The 19,581-nt window shown below is 69.0% G+C and carries 19 protein-coding genes and 1 pseudogene; 14 read left to right on the top strand and 6 right to left on the bottom strand.

Features of this window, described 5'->3' with window-relative positions:
- The 5 genes from D7V77_RS28525 to D7V77_RS28505 all read left to right on the top strand — a co-directional run.
- The coding region (locus D7V77_RS28525; RefSeq protein WP_169822504.1) for a CinA family protein at positions 1-172 on the top strand (172 nt) is incomplete at its 5' end.
- Between the two features lie 84 nt (positions 173-256).
- A complete protein-coding gene (locus D7V77_RS28520; protein ID WP_120566935.1) occupies positions 257-655 on the top strand; it encodes an STAS/SEC14 domain-containing protein in 399 nt (132 codons plus the stop codon).
- Between the two features lie 12 nt (positions 656-667).
- The gene (locus tag D7V77_RS28515) at positions 668-1,993 is read left to right on the top strand and encodes an AHH domain-containing protein (protein WP_120579456.1); all 1,326 of its coding nucleotides are present in this window, start codon (positions 668-670) and stop codon (positions 1,991-1,993) included.
- A 12-nt stretch (positions 1,994-2,005) separates the two neighbouring features.
- Positions 2,006-3,235 (top strand): DUF1629 domain-containing protein, encoded by a 1,230-nt coding sequence (locus D7V77_RS28510; protein WP_233597288.1) that lies wholly within the window; start codon positions 2,006-2,008, stop codon positions 3,233-3,235.
- A gap of 23 nt (positions 3,236-3,258) precedes the next feature.
- Positions 3,259-4,584, top strand: a complete 1,326-nt coding sequence (locus tag D7V77_RS28505) for an AHH domain-containing protein (protein WP_120579455.1) — start codon at positions 3,259-3,261, stop codon at positions 4,582-4,584.
- A gap of 74 nt (positions 4,585-4,658) precedes the next feature.
- Here the strand turns inward: D7V77_RS28505 and D7V77_RS44960 are convergent, their stop codons facing one another.
- Positions 4,659-4,829, bottom strand: coding sequence for a hypothetical protein (locus D7V77_RS44960; RefSeq protein ID WP_233597287.1), 171 nt, complete (start codon positions 4,827-4,829; stop codon positions 4,659-4,661).
- Between the two features lie 51 nt (positions 4,830-4,880).
- Here D7V77_RS44960 and D7V77_RS28500 point away from each other — a divergent pair, with 51 nt between their 5' ends.
- The gene (locus tag D7V77_RS28500; protein WP_233597286.1) at positions 4,881-5,831 is read left to right on the top strand and encodes a DUF1629 domain-containing protein; all 951 of its coding nucleotides are present in this window, start codon (positions 4,881-4,883) and stop codon (positions 5,829-5,831) included.
- On the opposite strand, the gene D7V77_RS28495 is transcribed toward D7V77_RS28500, so the two are convergent.
- Positions 5,832-6,458, bottom strand: a complete 627-nt coding sequence (locus D7V77_RS28495; protein ID WP_120579453.1) for a hypothetical protein — start codon at positions 6,456-6,458, stop codon at positions 5,832-5,834.
- On the bottom strand, positions 6,458-7,381 hold the full coding sequence (locus D7V77_RS28490) for a fatty acid desaturase (RefSeq protein WP_158624507.1): 924 nt from the start codon (positions 7,379-7,381) through the stop codon (positions 6,458-6,460). The genes D7V77_RS28495 and D7V77_RS28490 overlap by 1 nt, the downstream gene beginning before the upstream one ends.
- A gap of 117 nt (positions 7,382-7,498) precedes the next feature.
- On the opposite strand from D7V77_RS28490, the gene D7V77_RS28485 reads away from it, so the two are divergent.
- From D7V77_RS28485 to D7V77_RS28470, 4 genes are all read left to right on the top strand, one after another.
- Positions 7,499-10,336, top strand: a complete 2,838-nt coding sequence (locus D7V77_RS28485; protein ID WP_233597285.1) for an FG-GAP-like repeat-containing protein — start codon at positions 7,499-7,501, stop codon at positions 10,334-10,336.
- 4 nt (positions 10,337-10,340) lie between these two features.
- Positions 10,341-11,102, top strand: a complete 762-nt coding sequence (locus D7V77_RS28480; protein WP_120579450.1) for a hypothetical protein — start codon at positions 10,341-10,343, stop codon at positions 11,100-11,102.
- An 87-nt stretch (positions 11,103-11,189) separates the two neighbouring features.
- Positions 11,190-12,848 (top strand): GH3 auxin-responsive promoter family protein, encoded by a 1,659-nt coding sequence (locus D7V77_RS28475; RefSeq protein ID WP_233597284.1) that lies wholly within the window; start codon positions 11,190-11,192, stop codon positions 12,846-12,848.
- Positions 12,845-13,993: an aromatic ring-hydroxylating dioxygenase subunit alpha gene (locus D7V77_RS28470; protein ID WP_120579448.1), complete on the top strand. Its 1,149-nt coding sequence runs from the start codon at positions 12,845-12,847 to the stop codon at positions 13,991-13,993. Before D7V77_RS28475 ends, D7V77_RS28470 begins: the two co-directional genes overlap by 4 nt.
- Here D7V77_RS28470 and D7V77_RS28465 read toward each other — a convergent pair.
- Together D7V77_RS28465 and D7V77_RS28460 are read right to left on the bottom strand one after the other, a co-directional pair.
- The gene (locus D7V77_RS28465) at positions 13,990-14,370 is read right to left on the bottom strand and encodes a hypothetical protein (RefSeq protein ID WP_120579447.1); all 381 of its coding nucleotides are present in this window, start codon (positions 14,368-14,370) and stop codon (positions 13,990-13,992) included. The two genes, D7V77_RS28470 and D7V77_RS28465, sit on opposite strands and share 4 nt — an antisense overlap.
- Before the next feature lie 43 nt (positions 14,371-14,413).
- Positions 14,414-15,469 (bottom strand): DapH/DapD/GlmU-related protein, encoded by a 1,056-nt coding sequence (locus D7V77_RS28460; protein ID WP_120579446.1) that lies wholly within the window; start codon positions 15,467-15,469, stop codon positions 14,414-14,416.
- A 238-nt stretch (positions 15,470-15,707) separates the two neighbouring features.
- On the opposite strand from D7V77_RS28460, the gene D7V77_RS28455 reads away from it, so the two are divergent.
- On the top strand, positions 15,708-17,147 hold the full coding sequence (locus D7V77_RS28455) for an MATE family efflux transporter (RefSeq protein WP_211487244.1): 1,440 nt from the start codon (positions 15,708-15,710) through the stop codon (positions 17,145-17,147).
- 3 nt (positions 17,148-17,150) lie between these two features.
- Here the strand turns inward: D7V77_RS28455 and D7V77_RS28450 are convergent, their stop codons facing one another.
- Positions 17,151-18,257, bottom strand: a complete 1,107-nt coding sequence (locus D7V77_RS28450; RefSeq protein ID WP_120579444.1) for a GNAT family N-acetyltransferase — start codon at positions 18,255-18,257, stop codon at positions 17,151-17,153.
- Between the two features lie 98 nt (positions 18,258-18,355).
- On the opposite strand from D7V77_RS28450, the gene D7V77_RS28445 reads away from it, so the two are divergent.
- The 3 genes and pseudogenes from D7V77_RS28445 to D7V77_RS46020 form a co-directional block, all read left to right on the top strand.
- On the top strand, positions 18,356-18,619 hold the full coding sequence (locus tag D7V77_RS28445) for a GlsB/YeaQ/YmgE family stress response membrane protein (protein WP_120579443.1): 264 nt from the start codon (positions 18,356-18,358) through the stop codon (positions 18,617-18,619).
- Positions 18,620-18,829: 210 nt separating this feature from the next.
- Positions 18,830-19,456: pseudogene (locus D7V77_RS28440) on the top strand (FKBP-type peptidyl-prolyl cis-trans isomerase); the annotation flags it as partial.
- Positions 19,393-19,581, top strand: a 189-nt coding sequence (locus D7V77_RS46020) for an FKBP-type peptidyl-prolyl cis-trans isomerase N-terminal domain-containing protein (RefSeq protein ID WP_368666205.1), incomplete at its 3' end; no start/stop codon positions are given. The pseudogene D7V77_RS28440 and the gene D7V77_RS46020, both read left to right, overlap by 64 nt.

The following is a 19,581-nucleotide window of genomic DNA, read 5'->3' as shown; positions in this document are numbered from 1 at the left end:
GGGAGGGACGGAGGCGAAGCCGGTGGGGCTGGTGTTCATCGCGGTACAGCGGCGCGGGAGGGCCGCGGTGGTGGAGCGTCACCGGTTCGAAGGAGACCGGAGGCAGGTGCGGCATGCAGCGGCGGCGCGAGGGCTGGCCCTCCTTCTGGAGCAAGTGGGAGTGGAGTCCTGAATAGGGGACTCATCCCTCCGGACGTTGGCACGTGGACGCGTGATGGGGGAGAAGGTTTGACGCAGTCTCACGAAGGGGGCCTCGATGTATCGAATCGACGTGGACCGGGCGGAATCCATCGTGAGCTTCGCGCTGGAGGGCTACATCCGGCTGGAGGAGATGCAGCGCTTCGTGGAGGACCTGCGCGCCGCGACGGATGAAGTGGCGGGGCAGGCCATCAAGATCGAAGCGGACCTGCGAACGTTCCGGCCGGCGTCGCCGGAGGCGGCGGATCTCATCCGGAGGGTGCAGGAGTACGGGCTGCGCTCCGGGGTGACGCGGGTGGCGGAGTTGGTGCAGAACCAGATCGTCGCGTTGCAGTTGAACCGGGTGGCGTCCGGAAGCGGGACGGACAAGATCCTCCGCCGTTTCTGGCAGGAGTCCGCGGCAAGGACCTGGCTGAAGCACGGAGACGCGGAGCTGGGAGTGGCGCTGCGGGGCTGAGCGGAAACGAACATGCCAGCGCGCGGGTGGTGCGTGCTGTGGGTGTTGTTCGTGACGGGCTGCGCGACGTCACGGACATGGCGGTTGGACACGGGAGAAGGCCGGGCGCGTGAGCACACGCCGCGCACGGACACGCGGCCCGTGGTGCTGGAGGGCGACACCTTCGAGAAGGCAGTGCGGACGCTGGCGCCTGGAGCGCCGGCGTCGGTGCATCCGAGGAGGGAAGCACTCCGGCTGTTGAATCCCGGAGCGGACCGTCCGCGAGCCTCGCTGGGTGTCGTGTCCGTGGATGACCCGAGGCAGGGCCGCGTCCGTGTGTCGCAAGGGAGCACGGAGCTGGAGGCCGCCTACGGACGCTGGTGCGTGCGCAAGCGGCTGTCCGGAGATTGCCTGCACCTGTTGGACGGAGGGCTGACGCTGGATGAGGAGGGCAAGCGGACGCTGGCCTTCCGCATTGCGTTGGACTCGGTGTGGGAAGAGACGGCCGAAGCCTTGGAGGGGATGGTGGACCCCGAGGCGACGGTGTCCCTGCTGGTGATGACGGGAGCGGTGTACTTCAGCCTGTGGCTGGTGCCAGAGCCGCTGTTGTCGAAGGGCGTAGCGGCGACGCTGACGGTGGCGCTGATTGCGTACCTGGGCTGGGACACGGTGTGGAGCCTCATCCAGGGCTGGAGGGTGCTGGCGGCGGAGGTGAGGGAGGCGGAGACGTTCGACGGCATCCGGGACGCAGGAGAGAAGTACGGCGAGGTGATGGGGAAGCAGGCGGCACGGGCCTTCGTAATGCTGGCGATGGCGGCGCTGGGGAGCACGGCGCAGACGCTGGCGACAAGGGTCGCGACGCTGCCCGGTTCAGCTCAGGCCGCACTGGTGGGAGTGGAGCAGGGAGGCTTCCGGCTGGTGGCAGCGGCGGAGGTCTCAGCGATTGCTGTGTCCGCGAGCGGCGAGGTGACCCTTTCACTGGCCCCCAACGCGGTGGCGATGTCCGCGAAGGGGCGGAACGTCCTCGCGCCAGTCGAAGTCCACGAGCATCACATCGCCACGAACAAGTGGTGGGAGGCGACGCACAACGGTGGCCCGTGGTCACCCAGGTTTCAGGAACTCTTCGACCGTGCGGGCATGTCCCTGGATGATGGGGCGAACACGGTCCGTGTTCCTGGTCATAAAGGACCGCATCCTCGCGAGTACCACGAGACCATCCTCAGGCGATTGAAGACCGCGCTTGGCAGATGTCAGAGCATCGCTCAGTGTCGAAACTCACTGACGAAGGAACTCCAAAACCTGGGAAGGGAAATCCTTCAAGAGGGCACGGACCTTCATGGCTGGGTTGTTCGCGATTGATGGATGGAGGTGATGGAGATGCGGTACTTCGAGCTGTTGGATGACATGGACATCCAGGATCGCTGGTTGCCAGGTGAGGCGAGGAATTCCCAGGGACTGGAGATCGACGACATCTGGCAGTTCGCGGATGGCTGCCCGGTCCAGATCAAGGAGCAGCTCAGGATTCCCATCTCTCATCCAGGCGCGCTCCTGGACTACGCGACGACGAGCGTGGGTGGAACCCCCGTTGTTCACCGGCGGGTCGCGAACATCTTCAGCGAACTGGCATCGAATGATGTGCAGATCATTCCTGTCGAGGTCGAGGGACAGACTGAGCCCTATTTCATCCTCGTCGCGACACGGAACATTCGATGCATCGATGATCAGCAGTCCAGCGAGGTGAAGTACTGGCTGCCAGAGGATGAACGACCCGAAAAGACGGGGACATATCGGGCCGTCTCCAACATGCGCATCGATTCGACAAAGGTCGGTGAGGCCAAGGTCTTCCGTCCCTGGGGATGGACTGTCGCGCTCATCGTCTCCGAGCACATCAAGGAGGGCTTGGAGCGTGCGGGCGTCACGGGGATGAGGTTCGAGGAAGTCACAGGTCCCAGTGCCATCAGCCCGGAGCAGCGTGAGCACAGCCGCAAGCTCAAGGTGCTCTACGACCGGACCGAAACGGCCCGCACCGCGTTCTGGCGCACCCTGGGCACGCTGGACGAAAACGCCATCCTCCCCATCGTCGTCGGAGGAGGTTGGCCCGCGAGACGCCAGGTCTGGCGAGTCATCCACCGGCCCGAAGGACGCACCCTCTTCGTGACGGACGGCCTCTCAGACTTCTTCGCGGATGCCGTGGAACCCTCCGTGGGCTTCGGCATGGAGCTCGCGCTCGAAACCGACGAGCCACAGGCAGACTGGCCCGTGACGCTACTGGAACGAATCGCCAACGAACTCGTAGGCCACGAGCACCTGCGCGAACCGGCGAGGACCGGCATCCTCTCCATGGAAGTGGACGGAGAGCGCATGCCCGAATCGCTCCTGACGAAGGACGGCCGCGTCGGCGTGCTCCTGGGCATGGACACCCCAGCACTCCCGGGGCACTTCACGATGCCGGACGGACAGGTCCGGCTCGTCACCGTGAAGACGCTGATGCCCCGGGAGCTGACGTACCTGCTGGAGCACGGCCGGGAGGAACTGCTCCACCGCTTCAACCAGTCCAACCCTGGCCACCTGTCCAAGGCCTGGCGCCAGCCCGTGGTGTAGTAGCCCAGACCTGGAGGCAGTCCATGTCGCTGCGCTGGCTGTGGGTGATGTGGATGCTGTTCGTGACGGGCTGCGCGACGTCACGGACATGGCGGTTGGACACGGGAGAAGGCCGGGCGCGTGAGCACACGCCGCGCACGGACACGCGGCCCGTGTCGCTGGAGGGCGACACCTTCGAGAATGCGGTGCGGACGCTGGCGCGTGGAGCGCCGGCGTCCGTGCATCCGAGGAGGGAAGCACTCCGGCTGTTGAATCCTGGAGCGGACCGTCCGCGAGCCTCGCTGGGTGTCGTGTCCGTGGATGACCCGAGGCAGGGACGCGTCCGTGTGTCGCAAGGGAGCACGGAGCTGGAGGCCGCCTACGGACGCTGGTGCGTGCGCAAGCGGCTGTCCGGAGATTGCCTGCACCTGTTGGACGGAGGGCTGACGCTGGATGAGGAGGGCAAGCGGACGCTGGCCTTCCGCATCGCGTTGGACTCGGTGTGGGAGGAGACGGCCGAAGCGCTGGAGGGGATGGTGGACCCCGAGGCGACGGTGTCTCTGCTGGTGATGACGGGAGCGGTCTACTTCAGCCTGTGGCTGGTACCGGAGCCGCTGCTGTCGAAGGGCGTGGCGGCGACGCTGACGGTGGCGCTGATTGCGTACCTGGGCTGGGACACGGTGTGGAGTCTCATCCAGGGTTGGAGGGTGCTGGCGGCGGAGGTGAGGGAGGCGGAGACGTTCGACGGCATCCGGGACGCAGGAGAGAAGTACGGCGAGGTGATGGGCAAGCAAGCGGCACGGGCCTTCGTGATGCTGGCGATGGCGGCGCTGGGGAGCACGGCGCAGACGCTGGCGACGAGGGTCGCGACACTGCCCGGTTCAGCGCAGGCCGCGCTGGTGGGAGCGGAGCAGGGAGGCTTCCGGCTGGTGGCCGCGGCGGAGGTCTCAGCAATCGCGGTGTCCGCGAGCGGCGAGGTGACCCTCGCACTGGCCCCCAACGTGGTGGCGATGTCCGCCAAGGGGCGGAACGTCCCCGTGCCCGTCGACGTCCACGAGCATCACATCGCCACGAACAAATGGTGGGAAGCCACGCACAACGGTGGTCCGTGGTCGCCCCAGTTCCAGAGGCTCTTCGACCGGGCTGGAATGTCCTTGGATGATCCCGCGAACAAAGTCCGTGTCCCGGGCCACAAGGGTCCCCATCCCGAGGCGTACCATCAAAGAGTGCTCTCCCGGTTGAACGAAGCAATGGAAGACTGTGGCAGCATCCATCAATGCCGCGAGGCGCTCACAAACGAGCTTCGTCGGCTCGCCAGCGACATCTTGAACACGAGCACGACGCTCAATAAGTGGGTCACGAAGTCATAGCTGGGCGGGAGTCTCTCGTGGCGATGCGGTACTTCGAGCTGATCGACGATCTGCATGTCCCCGGTCGGTGGTCGCTAGGCGATCCCATTGATGCGTCCGGCCGGGAGGTCGCCAATCCATGGATGTTCAGGAAGGGTGAACCCGTCAGCCTGGAAACGCCCTTGAAGATTCCGGTCGACCATGTCGGCCAGCCACTGGATTTCACGCTGGCGGGCATCGGCCTGGCGCCCGTCATTCAGGCTCAAGCGGCAGCCATCCTGACCCGGCTCGCCCCGGATGATGTTCAGCTGCTCCCCGTGACGGTTGCATCGGAGCCCGGACCGCACTTCCTCGTCAACGTGCTCCGTCTCGTCAGGTGCATCGACGACGAGGCTTCCGAAGAGGTGCTGTATTGGAAGCCTGAAGATGGGCGCCCAGAGAAGGTGGGGAAATACAGGGACGTCTCTGGCATGCGCATCGATCCGACGAAGGTGGGCGATGCCAAGGTCTTCCGCACCTGGGGGTGGAGCATCGTGCTCATCGTCTCCGAGGACATCAAGGAGGCGCTGGAGCACGCGAACATCACTGGAGTGAAGTTCCGGGAAGTCACAGGCCCGAGCGAAGTCAGCCCGGAACAGCGTGAGCACAACCGCAAGCTCCAGGCCCTCTACGCGCGAACAGAAACAGCCCGCACCGCGTTCTGGCGCACCCTCGGCACGCTGGATGAAAAAGCCATCCTCCCCATCGTCGTTGGAGGAGGTTGGCCCGCGAGGCGCCAGGTCTGGCGAGTCATCCACCGGCCCGAAGGACGCACCCTCTTCGTGACGGACGGCCTCTCCGACTTCTTCGTGGAGGCCGTGGAACCCTCCGTGGGCTTTGGTCTGGAGCTCGCGCTCGAGACCAATGAGCCGCAGGCAGACTGGCCCGTGACGCTGCTGGAACGAATCGCCAACGAACTCGTAGGCCACGAGCACCTGCGCGAACCGGCGAGGACCGGCATCCTCTCCATGGAAGTGGACGGAGAGCGCATGCCCGAATCGCTCCTGACGAAAGACGGCCGCGTCGGCGTGCTCCTGGGCATGGACACCCCCACACTGCCCGGCCACTTCACGATGCCGGACGGACAGGTCCGGCTCGTCACCGTGAAGACGCTGATGCCCCAGGAACTCACGTACCTGCTGGAGCACGGCCGGGAGGAACTGCTCCATCGCTTCAACCAGTCAAACCCTGGCCACCTGTCCAAGGCCTGGCGCCAGCCGGTGGTGTAGCTACCCCATTCCCATCATCAGCCACACCGCCAGCGCCCCATACAGCGGCACGTTGAGCGCCAGCGTCAGCCGGTTGATGCGCTGGAACCGCGCCTGCTCGGCATCCGCGAACCACACCCCATCCTCGCCGGTGGTGCGTCCCTCCACGGCCTGATGGAACAGCGCCGCATACGCCACCTCCACCAGCAGGCTCACCAGCACCAACCCCACCAACGCCAGCGACCACACGTCGCGCCCATCGAGCACCCCGGCCCACTTTTCCCCGGTGTACACGAGCCCCGCCCCCACCAGCGCGATGCACCCCAGGTCATGGCCCACGCCATACGGCGGCCGCCAGTTGCGCGACACGTAGAGCATGTAGAGCTCCGCGGCACCGCGCAGCCACATGGACACCGCGAACGCCCCCAGCACGACGCGCGCCTCCATCGGCACGGACGCATCCAGCGCCACCAGCGGGCACACCAGGAACCAGAGGAACACCGCGTACAGCAGCCACGCCATCTTGGGCCCGGAGATGCGTCCACCTCGGCCACCCTGCGCGTTCTGCCTGCGCCGGAACACCACCGCCGCGCTCGCGCACGCCAGCAACGCCACCCCCAGGAACACCCGCGTCGACGAAGTGAGCATCAGTAGGAACGAGGCCGGGGATAGTGGTGGGGAAACCGCTCGACGTACCACGCGCGGAGCCGGGGCAGATGCGTGAAGGACACCTGCGGATGCAGGTGATGCACCACGTGCATCCCCACGTGCCGGGGCGCCAATCCCAACCCTCCCCACCATCCGAGCCCATGGTCGCGAGTGCACGCGAACACATCTTCCAGCTTCCGCCCCTGCACGGGCGCGGCGGTGTGCTCCGCGAGCAACCGGTGCGCGTTGAATCCAGACGCCACCAGCAACGGCACCGCATACCCCCACAGCACCGCGGAAGGCCACCGCACCGCCAGCGCCAGCACGCCCAGGTGGAACAGCACCTGCCCCGCCTCCGCCCGAGCACACGCCGCCACCTCCGCGTCGCGCGTGAGCACCCGTCCGGAGCGGTCCTGCAGGAACACGCGCCCATATGCCGTGCGCAGCGAAGGCAACATCCACGCGCAAAGCCCCACCGGTCCCCGCAGCACCCAGCCGGGGATGACAGTCAGGAGCAGCAGCCACCGCCACGCCGTGCGCAGCCGTCCTCCATCCGGAGGCTTGCGGTACGGATCCGACGGCAGGCCCGCGTCGCGATGATGGCGAAGGTGGTGGTAGCGCATCGCCTCCAGCGTGGACGCAATGGGGTACCCCGTGACGGTCTCCAGCAGACACAGTCGCCATTCCCGCCTTCGCGAAGGCAGGTGGACCGCGTCATGAAGCAGGACGCCCAGGGCATGCAGCCGTCCCGCGACGACGAGCACCGCCAACGGCACCAGCACCGGAGGAGCCCAAGCCATGACCGCCCACCCCAGGGCCATCCCCGTCCACTCCACGGCCGCCAGGCGCAGCAGTCCGGAGGGCGTTGCGGGAACGAGCAGCTCGCGAGGCACCGCCGCGCGACGAGGCAGGGAAGAGGACATCGGGCGCCAGGACTCCATGCATGGGCGCCGGACGCAAGTCCCGTGCGGATTGGACACCCGGAGACGGGCACGGCACGCTCCGCGCGTGCACCGGGACGGTCAATCATGAGTGTGGAGATGCCGACGCAGCCGGCCCTGACGGGCACGCGCGTGGAGTGGGGCGGCTGGGTGTTCCCCCGCTGGAACGACCCGAGGCTGCCCTTCGCGGCGCTGCTCACGCTCTACGGAGTGCTGGGCTTCACCTTCTTCGGCTTCAACCGCAGCCCCGGGCAGATGGCCTTCCTGGTCGTCTCCGGCACGCTGCTGGACGCGGTCCTGGGATGGGTGCTCAAGCGGCGCAAGGAGGTGCCGCTCTCCGCGTACATCTCCTGCTGTTCGCTGGCGCTGCTCTTGAACTACTCGCGCGCGAGTACGCTCTTGTGGCTGCCGGTGTGGCTGGCCATCGGCTCCAAGTACGTGCTGACCTTCCAGGGGCGGCACGTCTTCAACCCGTCGATGTTCGCGGTGGCCGTGTCGCTGCTCACCACGCGCGAGCTCATCACCGCCGCGCCCGCCTACCAGTGGGCCAACGGCGAGGTCGCGCTGTCGGCCTTCATCGTGATGGCGGCGATGGTGCTGTTCTTCTTCCGCGTGGGCCGCGGCTGGTTGGTGATCAGCTTCCTGACCTTCTACGCGCTCCAGACGGCGCTGCGAGCGTTCATCCTCCGCCACCACCTGCCGCCGGAGGTGCTGTTCCTGGGCACGCTGGGCGCGCCGTCGTTCTTCATCTTCGTCTTCTACATGCTCACCGACCCGGCGACGTCGCCCGCGACGCCAAAGGCCCAGGTGCTGGTCGCGCTGGCCATCACCTGCGTGGACCTGGTGCTGCACCTGAAGGAGAGCGTCTACACGTTCTTCTACGCGGCGCTCACCGTGGCCACCTCCCGCTTCGTGTTCATGCACGCGCGCGAGCTGTGGCGCACCCGGGGCGCGGCGCTGCACGGGCTCCTGGCTCCGGACATGCTCAAGCGCGTGGGCGTGGTGGGGGGACTCGGGGCGGTGCTGGCGACGGGCTACTCGGTGTCAGCGGCGCAGGGGGAGCGTCAGGCGCCGCTCGCGTTCCACCTGAACGCGCAGGACCTCAAGCAAGCGGGCCTGGACTCCCAGATGGGTCGCACGCTGGAGGAGTTGGATCCGCGCGTGGCCCACGTCGCCAAGTGGCTGGTCGCGGTGGGCGACGCGGTGGCCACCGGCGACTTCGACGGGGACGGCAAGCTGGACCTGTTCCTCACGCACCCGCTGGGCACGCCGGAGCACCACGCGGGCCTGTACCGCAACCTGGGCGGGCTGCGCTTCGAACGCGTCCCCGTGCCCGCGCTGGAGCGCTTCGCCACTCGCTACAAGGAGGAGGGCCTGGCGGGCGGCGGGACGTTCGTGGACTGGGATGGGGACGGGGACCTGGACCTCGCGGTGGCGGTGGCCTTCGGGCCGGTGCGCCTGCTGCGCAACACGCTGCGCGAGACGGGCACCGCGGGCTTCGAGGACGTGACGGAAGCCGCGGGCGTGACGGACCACGCGGTGAGCCTGGGCCTCACGTTCCTGGACTACGACCGCGACGGGCACCTGGACCTGCTGGTGCTCAACGCCATGACGACGCACCTGCCGGACTACCCGGAGCCCGCGCCGCCGCTCAACCTCTTCAAGCTGCCCGAGCCCGAGTACGCGGGTGACCGCCGCATGCTGCGCTTCATGCATGACGGCTGGCACAACGCGAGCAACGGTGGGCGCAACGCGCTCTACCGGGGCCGAGGGGACGGCACGTTCGAGAAGCAGGACGTGGAGGCGCTGGGCCTGAAGGAGACGCACTGGTCGCTCGCGGTGAGCACGGTGGACCTGAACCAGGACGGGTGGACGGACCTCTACGTGGCCAACGACTTCGGGCCGGACGACATCTACCTGAACGAGGGCGGCCGGCACTTCCGCCACATCGTGGGCAACCGCTTCGGGGAGATTGGCCGCGACACGTACAAGGGCATGAACGCGAGCGTGGCGGACTTCGACCGCAACGGTTGGTTGGATGTGTACGTGTCCAACGTGCACCACTCGCTCCAGGCGGAGGGCAGCCTGTTGTGGATGGTGGGGCCGGGCGAGGACGCCTTCGTCCCTCGCTTCAAGGACGAGGCCACCTTCCGGGGCGCGCTGAACGAGCGCCGCTTCGGCTGGGGCGCGGCGGCGGGGGACCTGGACGACGACGGGTGGCCGGACCTGGTGCAGGCCAACGGCATGGTGGACGCGCGCCTGGACGCGGAGAAGTGGCGCATCCCGGCGGGGCAGCGCAACGACTACTGGTACGTGAACCACAAGTTGATGCAGTCCGGCCCGGAGGTGCACACGTACGCGGACAAGTGGGGCGACATCCGGGGCCGCGTGCTCTATCCGAACGAGGCGCGCCGCGTGTACCTCAACCTGGGCGACGCGAGGCCGGGGCACTTCGTGGATGTGGCGAAAGAGGTGGGCATCGAAGCGCCGGACAACTCGCGCGGCGTGTTGATGGCGGACCTGGATGACGACGGCGACCTGGACGTGCTCATCACCAACCAGCACGCGCCGGTGTCGCTGTACCGCAACACGCTGCGAGCCAGCGCCACGGACGCGAAGCCGGACGCGCACTTCGTGGGCCTGTCGCTGGTGGGAGACGGTCAGCGCACGCACCGCAGCGCGGTGGGCACGCGCGTGGTGGTGTCCTACGAGGAGAACGGCAAACGCGTGGAGCAGGTGCGCGAGGTGGGGCTGATGGGCGGGTTCTCCGCGTCCGCGGATCCCCGGCTGCACTTCGGCCTGGGCCGTCACTCGGGACCGGTGAAGGCGGTCATCCACTGGTATGGCGCGCAGCCGCAGGAGGTGACGTTGGAGGCGGACCGCTACCAGGAGGTGCGTCAGCCTCCCGCGCCCACTGCGCTGCGGGGAGGGCCCTGAAGCGATGCTCTCCGCGATGAAGGGCACCACGGTGCGGCGGGAGGACCTGGACGCCGGCACCCGGGCGCGGATGCTGGCGCTGATGCAGTGCTGCTACGTGGGCGTGAGCGCCGAGCGTTTCCACGCGGACCTGGACGCGAAGCAGTGGGTGTTCCTGCTGCATGCCCGGCGCACGCGGGAGTTGGTGGGGTTCAGCACGGTACGGGTGGCGGAGGAGGGTGGCGTGGAGGTGCTGTACTCGGGTGACACGGTCATCCATCCGGACTGGTGGGGCCACAAGACGTTGCAGGTGGTGTTCGGAAGGTTGTTGCTCGCGCGCAAGCTGCGCCGGCCGTGGAGGCCGCTGTACTGGCTGCTCTTGTCGGGCGGATACAAGACGTACCTGTTGGCGGTGAACTACTTCCCGCGCACGCATCCGCGCCGGGATTGGGCTCCACCGGAAGGCCGTTCGGAGTTCCTGCGGGGACTGGCGACGCGGTGGTTCGGTGCGCAGTACGACGCGGCGAAGGGAACGCTGCGCTTCGATGGCGCGCACTACCGGGTGCGGGACGGCGTCTCGCCCATCGACCGCGACGCGGCGGCTCATCCGCACATCGCCTACTTCGCGGAACGCAACCCCGGTCACGCCGAGGGCGAGGAGTTGGTGTGTCTGGTGGAGATCCGCGGCTGGGACCTGGCGAGGGCGCTGGCTCGAAGCGTCTGGGGCCAGCTGCGTCGCTGGGCCCGGCGGGAGCGGGACGCATCGCGAGTCCGCGTGGGGACGTGACGTGCTGACTTCCCGTGCGATGGTGTCCGCCACGATGGCGGCGCTGGTCTCATCCGCGCTGTCCGCGAATCCGCGTGGGGGCGAGGAGTGCTGACTTCCCGTGCGATGTTGTCCGCCACGATGGCGGCGCTGACGCCGTCCGCGCTGCGCTTCCGTCATGCGTTGCGCGAGCCGGAGGTCGCGCAGGCGGAGTGTCTGGCGCGCATCCTCCGCGCCGTGGAGGGCACGGCACAGGCGGAGCGGCTGCCGCACTTCGGCCGTATCCGCACCGCTCGGGAGTTCCAGGACGCGGTGCCCATCACCACGCCGGACACGGTGGCGGAAGATGTCGAACGCATCGCGCGGGGCGAAGCGCGGGTCCTCACTCGCGAGCCCGTGCTGCGCTTCGAGCTGTCCGGTGGTTCCTCGGGTGCGTCCAAGCGGGTGCCGGTGACGCAGGGCCTGCTGCGCGAGTTCCAGCGCGCGCTCGCGCCCATGCTGCACGAGGTCTTCTTGCGCCGCCCCGCGGTGCGCGAAGGCCCCAGCTACTGGTCCATCTCTCCTCTGGGCCGGAGACAGCACCGGACGTCGGGCGGCATTCCGGTGGGCTCGGCGGAGGACAGCGCGTGGTTCCCGCGCCCGTTGCAGCCGCTGCTCTCTCGCGTCTTCGCCGTGCCGGGCTCGGTGGGTCAGGCTCCCCACGTCGAACCGTGCCGTTACGTGACGCTGTGGTTCCTCGTGCGGTGTTCGAACCTGTCGCTGATCAGCGTCTGGAACCCCAGCTTCCTCACGCTCCTGATGGACGCACTGGAGCGGCACGGCGAGCGGCTCGCGGAGGACCTGGAGCGCGGCACGCTGCGGCCTCCTGAACAGGACGCGGACGGCACACCCGTGGCTAGCGACCCTGCCTGGACGGCGCTCGTGCAGGGGCTCCAGGGCGTGCGTGACATCCCGAGGGCCCAGGTGCTGCGCGCCGCCCTGCGCGACGGACGCACGCTCTGGCCAGGGCTCGCGCTCCTGAGCATGTGGACGGACGCCCAGGCCTTGCACGCCGTGGCTGGCGCATGCCGGCGCTTCCCGGGCGTCGAGGTCCAGGGCAAGGGCCTGCTCGCCACGGAGGGCGTCATCACGGTGCCCCTCTTCGAAGCGCCCGCGCCAGTGCTCGCGGTCCGGAGTCACTTCATCGAGTTCATGGACCCGGAGCGCCCAGACGCACGCCCACTCCTGGCGCACGAGCTGACGGCGGGCCGCACCTATGCGGTACTCCTCTCCACGTCCGGCGGACTGCTGCGCTACCGGCTGGGGGACCTCGTCCGCGTGGAAGGCTTCGTGCACGCGACGCCCTGTCTGCGGTTCCTCGGCCGAGCGGATGCCGTGTCAGACCTCGTGGGCGAGAAGCTCTCCGCCGCGCGAGTGGGCACGGTCCTGGACGCCGCGCTGGGCCCCACGCGTCCCGCCTTCGCCATGCTCGCGCCGGAGTGGGGGACACCGCCGGCCTACCGCCTCTTCCTGGAGACGGACCTGCCCACGAACCAGCTGGACGCCACGGCCGCGAACGTGGAGCGAGCCCTGTGCGAAGGCCACCACTACCGCTACGCACGGGAGCTGGGACAGCTCGGTCCGGTGCACGCGGTGCGCGTGACGCAGGGGGCCCGGCGTTACGAGGCCCGATGCATCCAGCTCGGTCAGCGCGCGGGCGACATCAAGCCCGTGGACCTGCACCGCCAGGCCGGCTGGGCGGAGTGGTTCGGAAGAGGGACATCATGACGATGCTCACGGTGGACCTGGACGCGGAGGCGGACCTCGCTCGCTGCGGCGCGCTGAAGGACTTCTGGTACGTGGCGTGCCTCTCCACGGAGCTGCCCGCGAACAAGCCCGTCGCGCGCACCGTGTTCGGCACGGGGCTGGTCCTCTTCCGCGGACCCGACGGCGCACCCACCGCGCTGCGCGACCGCTGCCTCCACCGCAACGCGCGTCTGTCCCAGGGCGACGTGTTCGACGGACGGCTCGGCTGCCCGTACCACGGCTGGGTCTACGACGCGTCCGGCGCGGTGGTGGAGATCCCCGCGCTGGGCCCTCCCCAACGTGGGGAGAAGCTGGACGCTCGCGCCTGCGCGCACGAAGGCCTCAAGCCCGCGCCCTGCGACCTGGGACGGCTTGCGCGCTTCCCCGCGCGGGAACAGGACGGGCTCGTCTACGTCTACCTGGGCACGGACGTCACCCACGCCCGCGCGGAACCCTTCCGCGTGCCCTACTGGGGCGAGCGCGGCTGGACCGTCTATTTCATGGTCACGCGCTTCGCGAACGGCGTGACGAACCTGGTGGAGAACTTCATGGACGTGCCGCACACGTCCTTCGTGCACCGGGGCTGGTTCCGCAATCCCACGCGCAAGCGCGTGCCCTCCACGGTGAAGCGCCACGCGGGCCGCGTGCGGATGACCTACCACCAGGAGGAGGACGCGCTCACGGGCCTGGGGCGGCTGTTCAACCCGCGCGGCCTGCCACTCGTGCACACGGATGAGTTCATCGTCCCCAACGTCACGCGCGTGGACTACCAGTGGGGAGACAGCGGCTTCGCCATCAACTCACAGTGCACGCCCATCGGGCCCACGGACACGCTCGTGTACACGGCCATCAGCTACCGGTTGCCGGTGGACGTTCCGGGTGCGTGGGTGGGCCGCGCGCTGACGCCGCTGGTGCGCTGGTACACGCGGCAGGTCATCCAGCAGGACGTCCGCATCATGGAGACGCAGCGCCAGGGACTGACGGATGGTCCCGGCGGCGGCGTGTACTCGGGCACGGAGGCGGACCTGCACCACGCGGACATCGAGGCGTACCGCCGCTGGCTTCGCGAAGGCGCGCACGGCTCCGGCCCCGAGGACGCGGAGCGCGACGTGGTCTTCTGGGTCTAGACCGTGCGGGAGGCCTGCTCCTCCTCGGCCTCCGAGGAGGGAATCAGCGCCAGGAAGTACCCGGAGAAGAAGGTCGCACCCAGGAAGACCCAGTGGATCAGCCCCAGGGTGAGCGGGAAGGGCATCGGGGGCAGATGCTCATGCGCCCACATCAGCGTCGCCATGGCGTTGGACGCATGGCACGCCACCGCCAGGCCCAGCGTGGCGCAGATCTGCACCACCAGCATCCACGTGTTGGCGGAGGAGGTCACCGGCCGGGCCAGGCTTCCCAACTGCTCGAGGACGCGCGGGTACACGAACTTCCGGAAGAGCGCGCCACAGGCCAGGCCCAACATCAGCGGGCCCGCGATCTCGATGATTGAATTGACGGCGTCCATGGCCGCGACCCTGCCAGAGGGCGCACGGCCAGTGCAAATCCACTCACCCCATGCGCCGCAGGCCCGGCAGGTCCTCCGGCCTGAGCACCCAGCGCGGCGGCTCCGGCGGCGACGTGCGCGTGCCCACCTGCGCCGCGGGGAAGCCCTCCACCAGCGCGTAGTCCGGGAACACCGCGCGCGCCTTCACCAGGCTGCCGGCGGCCACGTGGCAGCCCTTCCCCAGGTGACTGCCCTCGCAGAGGATGGCGCCGGGCTCCACCACCGTGCCCGCGCCCAGGTTGCACGCGTGCAGGATGCAGCCCGGGCCCACCACCACGCCCTCATCCAGCACCAGCATGGTGTCCGGCTGCAGGTGCAGCACCGTGTTCTCCAGAATCTGCACCCGCGCGCCAATGCGCACCGGACCGTTCAGGTCGCCGGTGATCTTCACGCCCGCGCCAATGATGGCCCCCGCGCCGATGACCACGTCACCGGACACCTCCGCGGAGGAGAAGAGGGTGGCGGTGGGGTGGACGAAGGGGTGACGGTCGCGAAAGGCGTACAGCTGTCCCATGGGGGCGTCCTCGGCGCGGTCTCGCGCGGAGAAAGGGGTCAATGGAGCGGCGGGCAGCGACAGGTCGCCGCCCCGGCGCTGCTGCAGGTGGGTCAGGTCCTCGGAGGAGAGCATCCGCAGGACCTGTCCCGGCCGGCCCAGCACCACGGATTGATCCGGCACCGTCATGCCCGGCGGCAACACCGTGCCCTCTCCCACCAGGCAGCGGTCGCCCAGTGTCACGCCGGGCATCAGGATGGCGCCGTCGCCGATGTCGCACAGCGACCCCACACGCGCACCCATCACGAGCGAGCGCGGACCGAGCACGGTCTTCTCTCCGATGGACGTGGGCCGTTCGGGAGTGCCCACCACCACCGCGTCCTCGCGCAGCGTGGAGAAGGCCCCCAACATCACGGAGCCTCCCACCGAGCGCACGACGGCGCCTCGGGAGATGATGGCCCCGGGCCCCACTTGCGTGGAGCCCAGCAGTCGCGCGGACGAGGCCAGGGTGAAATGAGGACCTACCGCGGTGGGCAGGAGAGAAGCGGTCGCGGGTAAGGGACTCATCGGGATGCAGCAAGCTACTCCCGGCTCTCCCAAGGGCATGTTGTCCAAAGGCACGACGCAGCCGTCCAGCAGCGGACGCTCACCTGCTGGCTCGATGAGGGTGGGTGCGGCACCTTCAGATGTCAGGAGTGGGTGGCAGCGGGCGTAGGAAGCCGCGTCGCTGGGCGCCACGTGTGGGCGTTTCGCGGTAGGAAGTCCCCTCGCTCTCGAAAGGCCTCACCCCGTGGAAGAGACACCGTTGGCGGACCGCCACGCCCAGGCACCCGAGCCCGTGGCCAGCCGCGACGCCGTGAACAAGGGGCTGTGGTCCCTCGTGAAGGAGGCCCTGCACGGCTCGGAGCAGGACCTCACCCAGCTGCCGCTCGGGAGGGCCATCTTCCTGCTGGCCGTGCCCATGGTGCTGGAGATGTGCATGGAGTCGGTGTTCGCCGTGGTGGACGTCGCCTTCGTCGGCCGGTTGGGCGCGGAGGCGGTGGCCACGGTGGGACTCACCGAGGGCATCCTCACCATCATCTACGCGGCCGGCATGGGCCTGAGCATCGGCGCCACGGCGATGGTGGCCCGGCGTATTGGAGAGAAGGACGCGGAGCGCGCGGGACGCACGGCGGTGCAGGCCATTGGCCTGGGGGTGATCATCTCCACGGTGCTGGCCGTGGCGGGCATCATCTTCGCCCGGCCGATGATGGAGGCGCTCGGCGGCTCGCCTTGGGTGCTGGAGCACGGCGTGGGCTACACGCGCGTGATGATGGGCGGCGTGGTGAGCATCCTGCTGCTCTTCCTCATCAACGCCATCTTCCGGGGTGCGGGTGACGCGGCCATCGCGATGCGCGTGCTGATGCTGGCCAACGGGCTCAACATCGTGCTCGCGCCGTGTCTCATCTTCGGCTGGGGGCCGTTTCCGGAGATGGGCGTGGTGGGCGCGGCGTGGGCCACCACGCTGGGCCGGAGCGCGGGCGTGGTGTACCAGCTCTTCCGGCTGGTGCGGTCCAACGGCCGGCTCCAGATTCGGCGCGAGCACGTGTCGCTGGAGCCCGCGACGATGCTCGCGATGCTGAGGCTGTCGAGCGCGGGCATGGTGCAGGCGCTGGTGACCACGTCCAGCTGGGTGGTGCTGGTGCGCATCGTGTCGTCGTTCGGCAGCACGGCGCTGGCGGGCTACACCATCGCCATCCGCATCGTGATGTTCGCGCTGCTGCCCGCGTGGGGCCTGGGCAACGCGGCGGCCACGCTGCTGGGGCAGAGCATGGGCGCGGGGGACCCGGAGCGGGGCGCGAAGGCGGTGTGGCTGGCGGGCAAGTACAACCTGATGGTGCTGGGCACCATCGGCGTGGCGTTCTTCATCTTCGCGCATCCGCTGCTGGGCGCGTTCACGACGGATGCGGCGGTGGTGGACGAAGGGGCCACGGCGCTGCGCATCTTCAGCCTGAGCTTCCTGTCGTGCGCGTACGGCATGGTCATCACCTCCGCGTTCAACGGCGCGGGGGACACGCGCACGCCCACGCTCATCGACCTGGGGTGTCTCTGGGTGCTGGAGCTGCCGCTGGCGTGGGTGCTGGCCCATCCGGTGGGCCTGGGCTCGGTGGGCGCGTACTGGGCGGTGCCGGCGGCCTTCGCGTTGATGTCCGTGCTGGGCATCGTGTTGTTCCGGCGCGGGCGCTGGAAGACGCGCGTGGTGTGAGCGTCAGGGCAGGCAGATTTCGAAGCCGGTGCGTCCCCCGGGGAAGGTCCTCGGGGGGCGCGACGCGGGCGTGACGGCGTAGAGGTGGAAGTCCAGCCTCCGCTGGATGAAGCCATCGAAGGCCGAGGCCAGCGGGTCACTGGCGTCCTGCTGCACGGTGAAGAAGTGGAAGCCCCGGCCGTGGAACGCGGCGTAGACGGCGTCCAGCAGCGCGCGCAGGACGCCAGGGTCCTCCGAGGGGATGCTGGTGTTGCAGAGGTAGAAGTAGCGGAAGTCGCCGCCGGGCGCGGGCAGGCGGGGCGCGCCGGTGACGGTGGCGAGCGCGTTGAAGCCCCGGCGGACCCACTTCATGCCGCCCCGGTACGCGAGCACGCGGTAGCGCTTCACGGCGTCGGGGTTCCACGCGGAGGTGCAGCCGACGAGGTTCCCCGCGGGGTCGAACGCGAGGAACGAATCCTCCACGCGAAGCCGCGGCCAGTGCGCGAGCCGGTGCTCCAGCTCACCAGTGTCGAAGCGGTAGCCGAAGGGGCGTTGACGGTGGTCCGCGTCCAGTAGCGCGGCCATGGCGGGCACGTCCGCGGCGGTGGCCTGGCGCACGGTGTATCGGCTGGGGCGCGGCTTGCGGCGCAGCACGAACTGGAGCGAGACGGCGGAGAAGGCGCGCATCAGGTGGTAGTGCGGCTGCGCTTCCCGGGACGCGCCACGACGCACGAGCGCCTGGAGCGCGGCCGCGTTGGAGGCCATGACGGCGGTGAGGAACACGTCCACGCCGTGGCGGCGGGCGGTCTCCTCCAGGACGGGGCCATAGAACCGGGCCAGGCCCCGGGCGCGGCGCGCGGAGAAGCGGGTGCGCAAATCGCCCAGGTAGCCCACGCGGCACGGTCTGCCTTCCAGCCATCCGTCGCGGACGTGGATGGCGCCCATTCCGTCCAGGCGGGATGTTTCACCGTGGGCCCAGACCTCCGCGTCACCTCGCTGCATGGCGAAGAGGCCGAAGTAGTCCGGCGACCGCTGCGTGCTGAGCACCAGGTCCCCGGTCATGGGCACGTCGCCGAACAGGTCCAGCAGCGCGGCGTTGTCGTCCCGGGTGGCTCGGCGGAGGGGGCTCATGGGTCACGCGGCAGCCTATGCGACGCCGGGATGGACTTCCGCCCCCGCTTCCCCTGCGCCACATTGCGGGCCTTCACTCGCCGCACGGGGAGGACGTCATGGGGCTGTTGGGGTGGATCATCTTCGGCTTCTTCGCGGGGCTCATCGCCCGGGCCGTGCTGCCGGGGAACCAGCGCCTGGGGTGCATTGGCACCACGCTCCTGGGCGTCGCCGGGGCCTTCGTGGGCGGCTTCCTCACGTCCGTCTGGCGGGGCACCGACTGGCGCGACCCGGAGCCCACCGGCTTCCTGGGCGCCATCCTGGGCGCCATCGTCCTGCTGCTGGTCTCCCAGGCGGCCTTTGGCGGTCGTTCCTCCCGGTAGGACCCTTCCAGCGCTCCCAGGCCGGGAATCCGGGGCCGTCCCACCGGTTGGGGGGCCGGCGGCCGGTTGTCCTACCTGCATGGACCCCCATCCGGGGAAAGCACGGTTCCCAAGAGGATGCCGGGCACTTTCTGTAGTAGACCGCGCCCCAGGCATGCAGCGGGGGGCGGTCGGCCGCCGCTGAGCCAAAGGAAAGGCGACGACATCATGATGAAGAAGACGATCCTGATCGCGGCGATGCTGAGCCTGACGGCCTGCCAGGGCCAGGGAGCGAAGCCGGGCGAGACCTCCGCCACCGGCACCTCCACGGCGGCGGCCACCGCCGGTGCTCCTCAGACCGAGGAGCAGAAGACGCTGTACGCGCTGGGCCTGTCCATCGGCCGCAGCATCAGCGTGTTCGACATGACCCCGCAGGAGCTGGAGTTCGTGAAGGCCGGCCTCACGGCCCAGGTCACCGGTCAGAAGACCGACGTGGACCTGGAGACCTACGGCCCCAAGCTCCAGGACCTCGCGCGCGAGCGTTCGCTGCGCAAGGCCACCGCGGAGAAGGAGAAGTCCGCGAAGTTCCTGGAGGAGAAGGCCAAGGAGCCCGGCGCGGTGAAGACCGAGTCCGGCCTCATCTACAAGGAGACCCAGGCGGGCACCGGTCCCCAGCCCCAGGCCTCCGACATCGTGAAGGTGCACTACAAGGGCACGCTCGCGGACGGCAAGGAGTTCGACTCCTCCTACAAGCGCGGTGAGCCCACGCAGTTCCCGCTCCAGGGCGTCATCAAGTGCTGGACCGAGGGCCTCCAGAAGATGAAGGTCGGCGGCAAGGCGCAGCTCGTGTGCCCCTCCCCAAGCTCCAGGACCTCGCGCGCGAGCGTTCGCTGCGCAAGGCCACCGCGGAGAAGGAGAAGTCCGCGAAGTTCCTGGAGGAGAAGGCCAAGGAGCCCGGCGCGGTGAAGACCGAGTCCGGCCTC

Origin of the sequence: Corallococcus sp. CA041A (assembly GCF_003612075.1) — a bacterium.
Taxonomy (GTDB): Bacteria; Myxococcota; Myxococcia; order Myxococcales; family Myxococcaceae; genus Corallococcus; species Corallococcus exiguus.
Note: the sequence above shows the minus strand (reverse complement) of the source record. Positions and strands in the feature narration are given on the sequence as shown.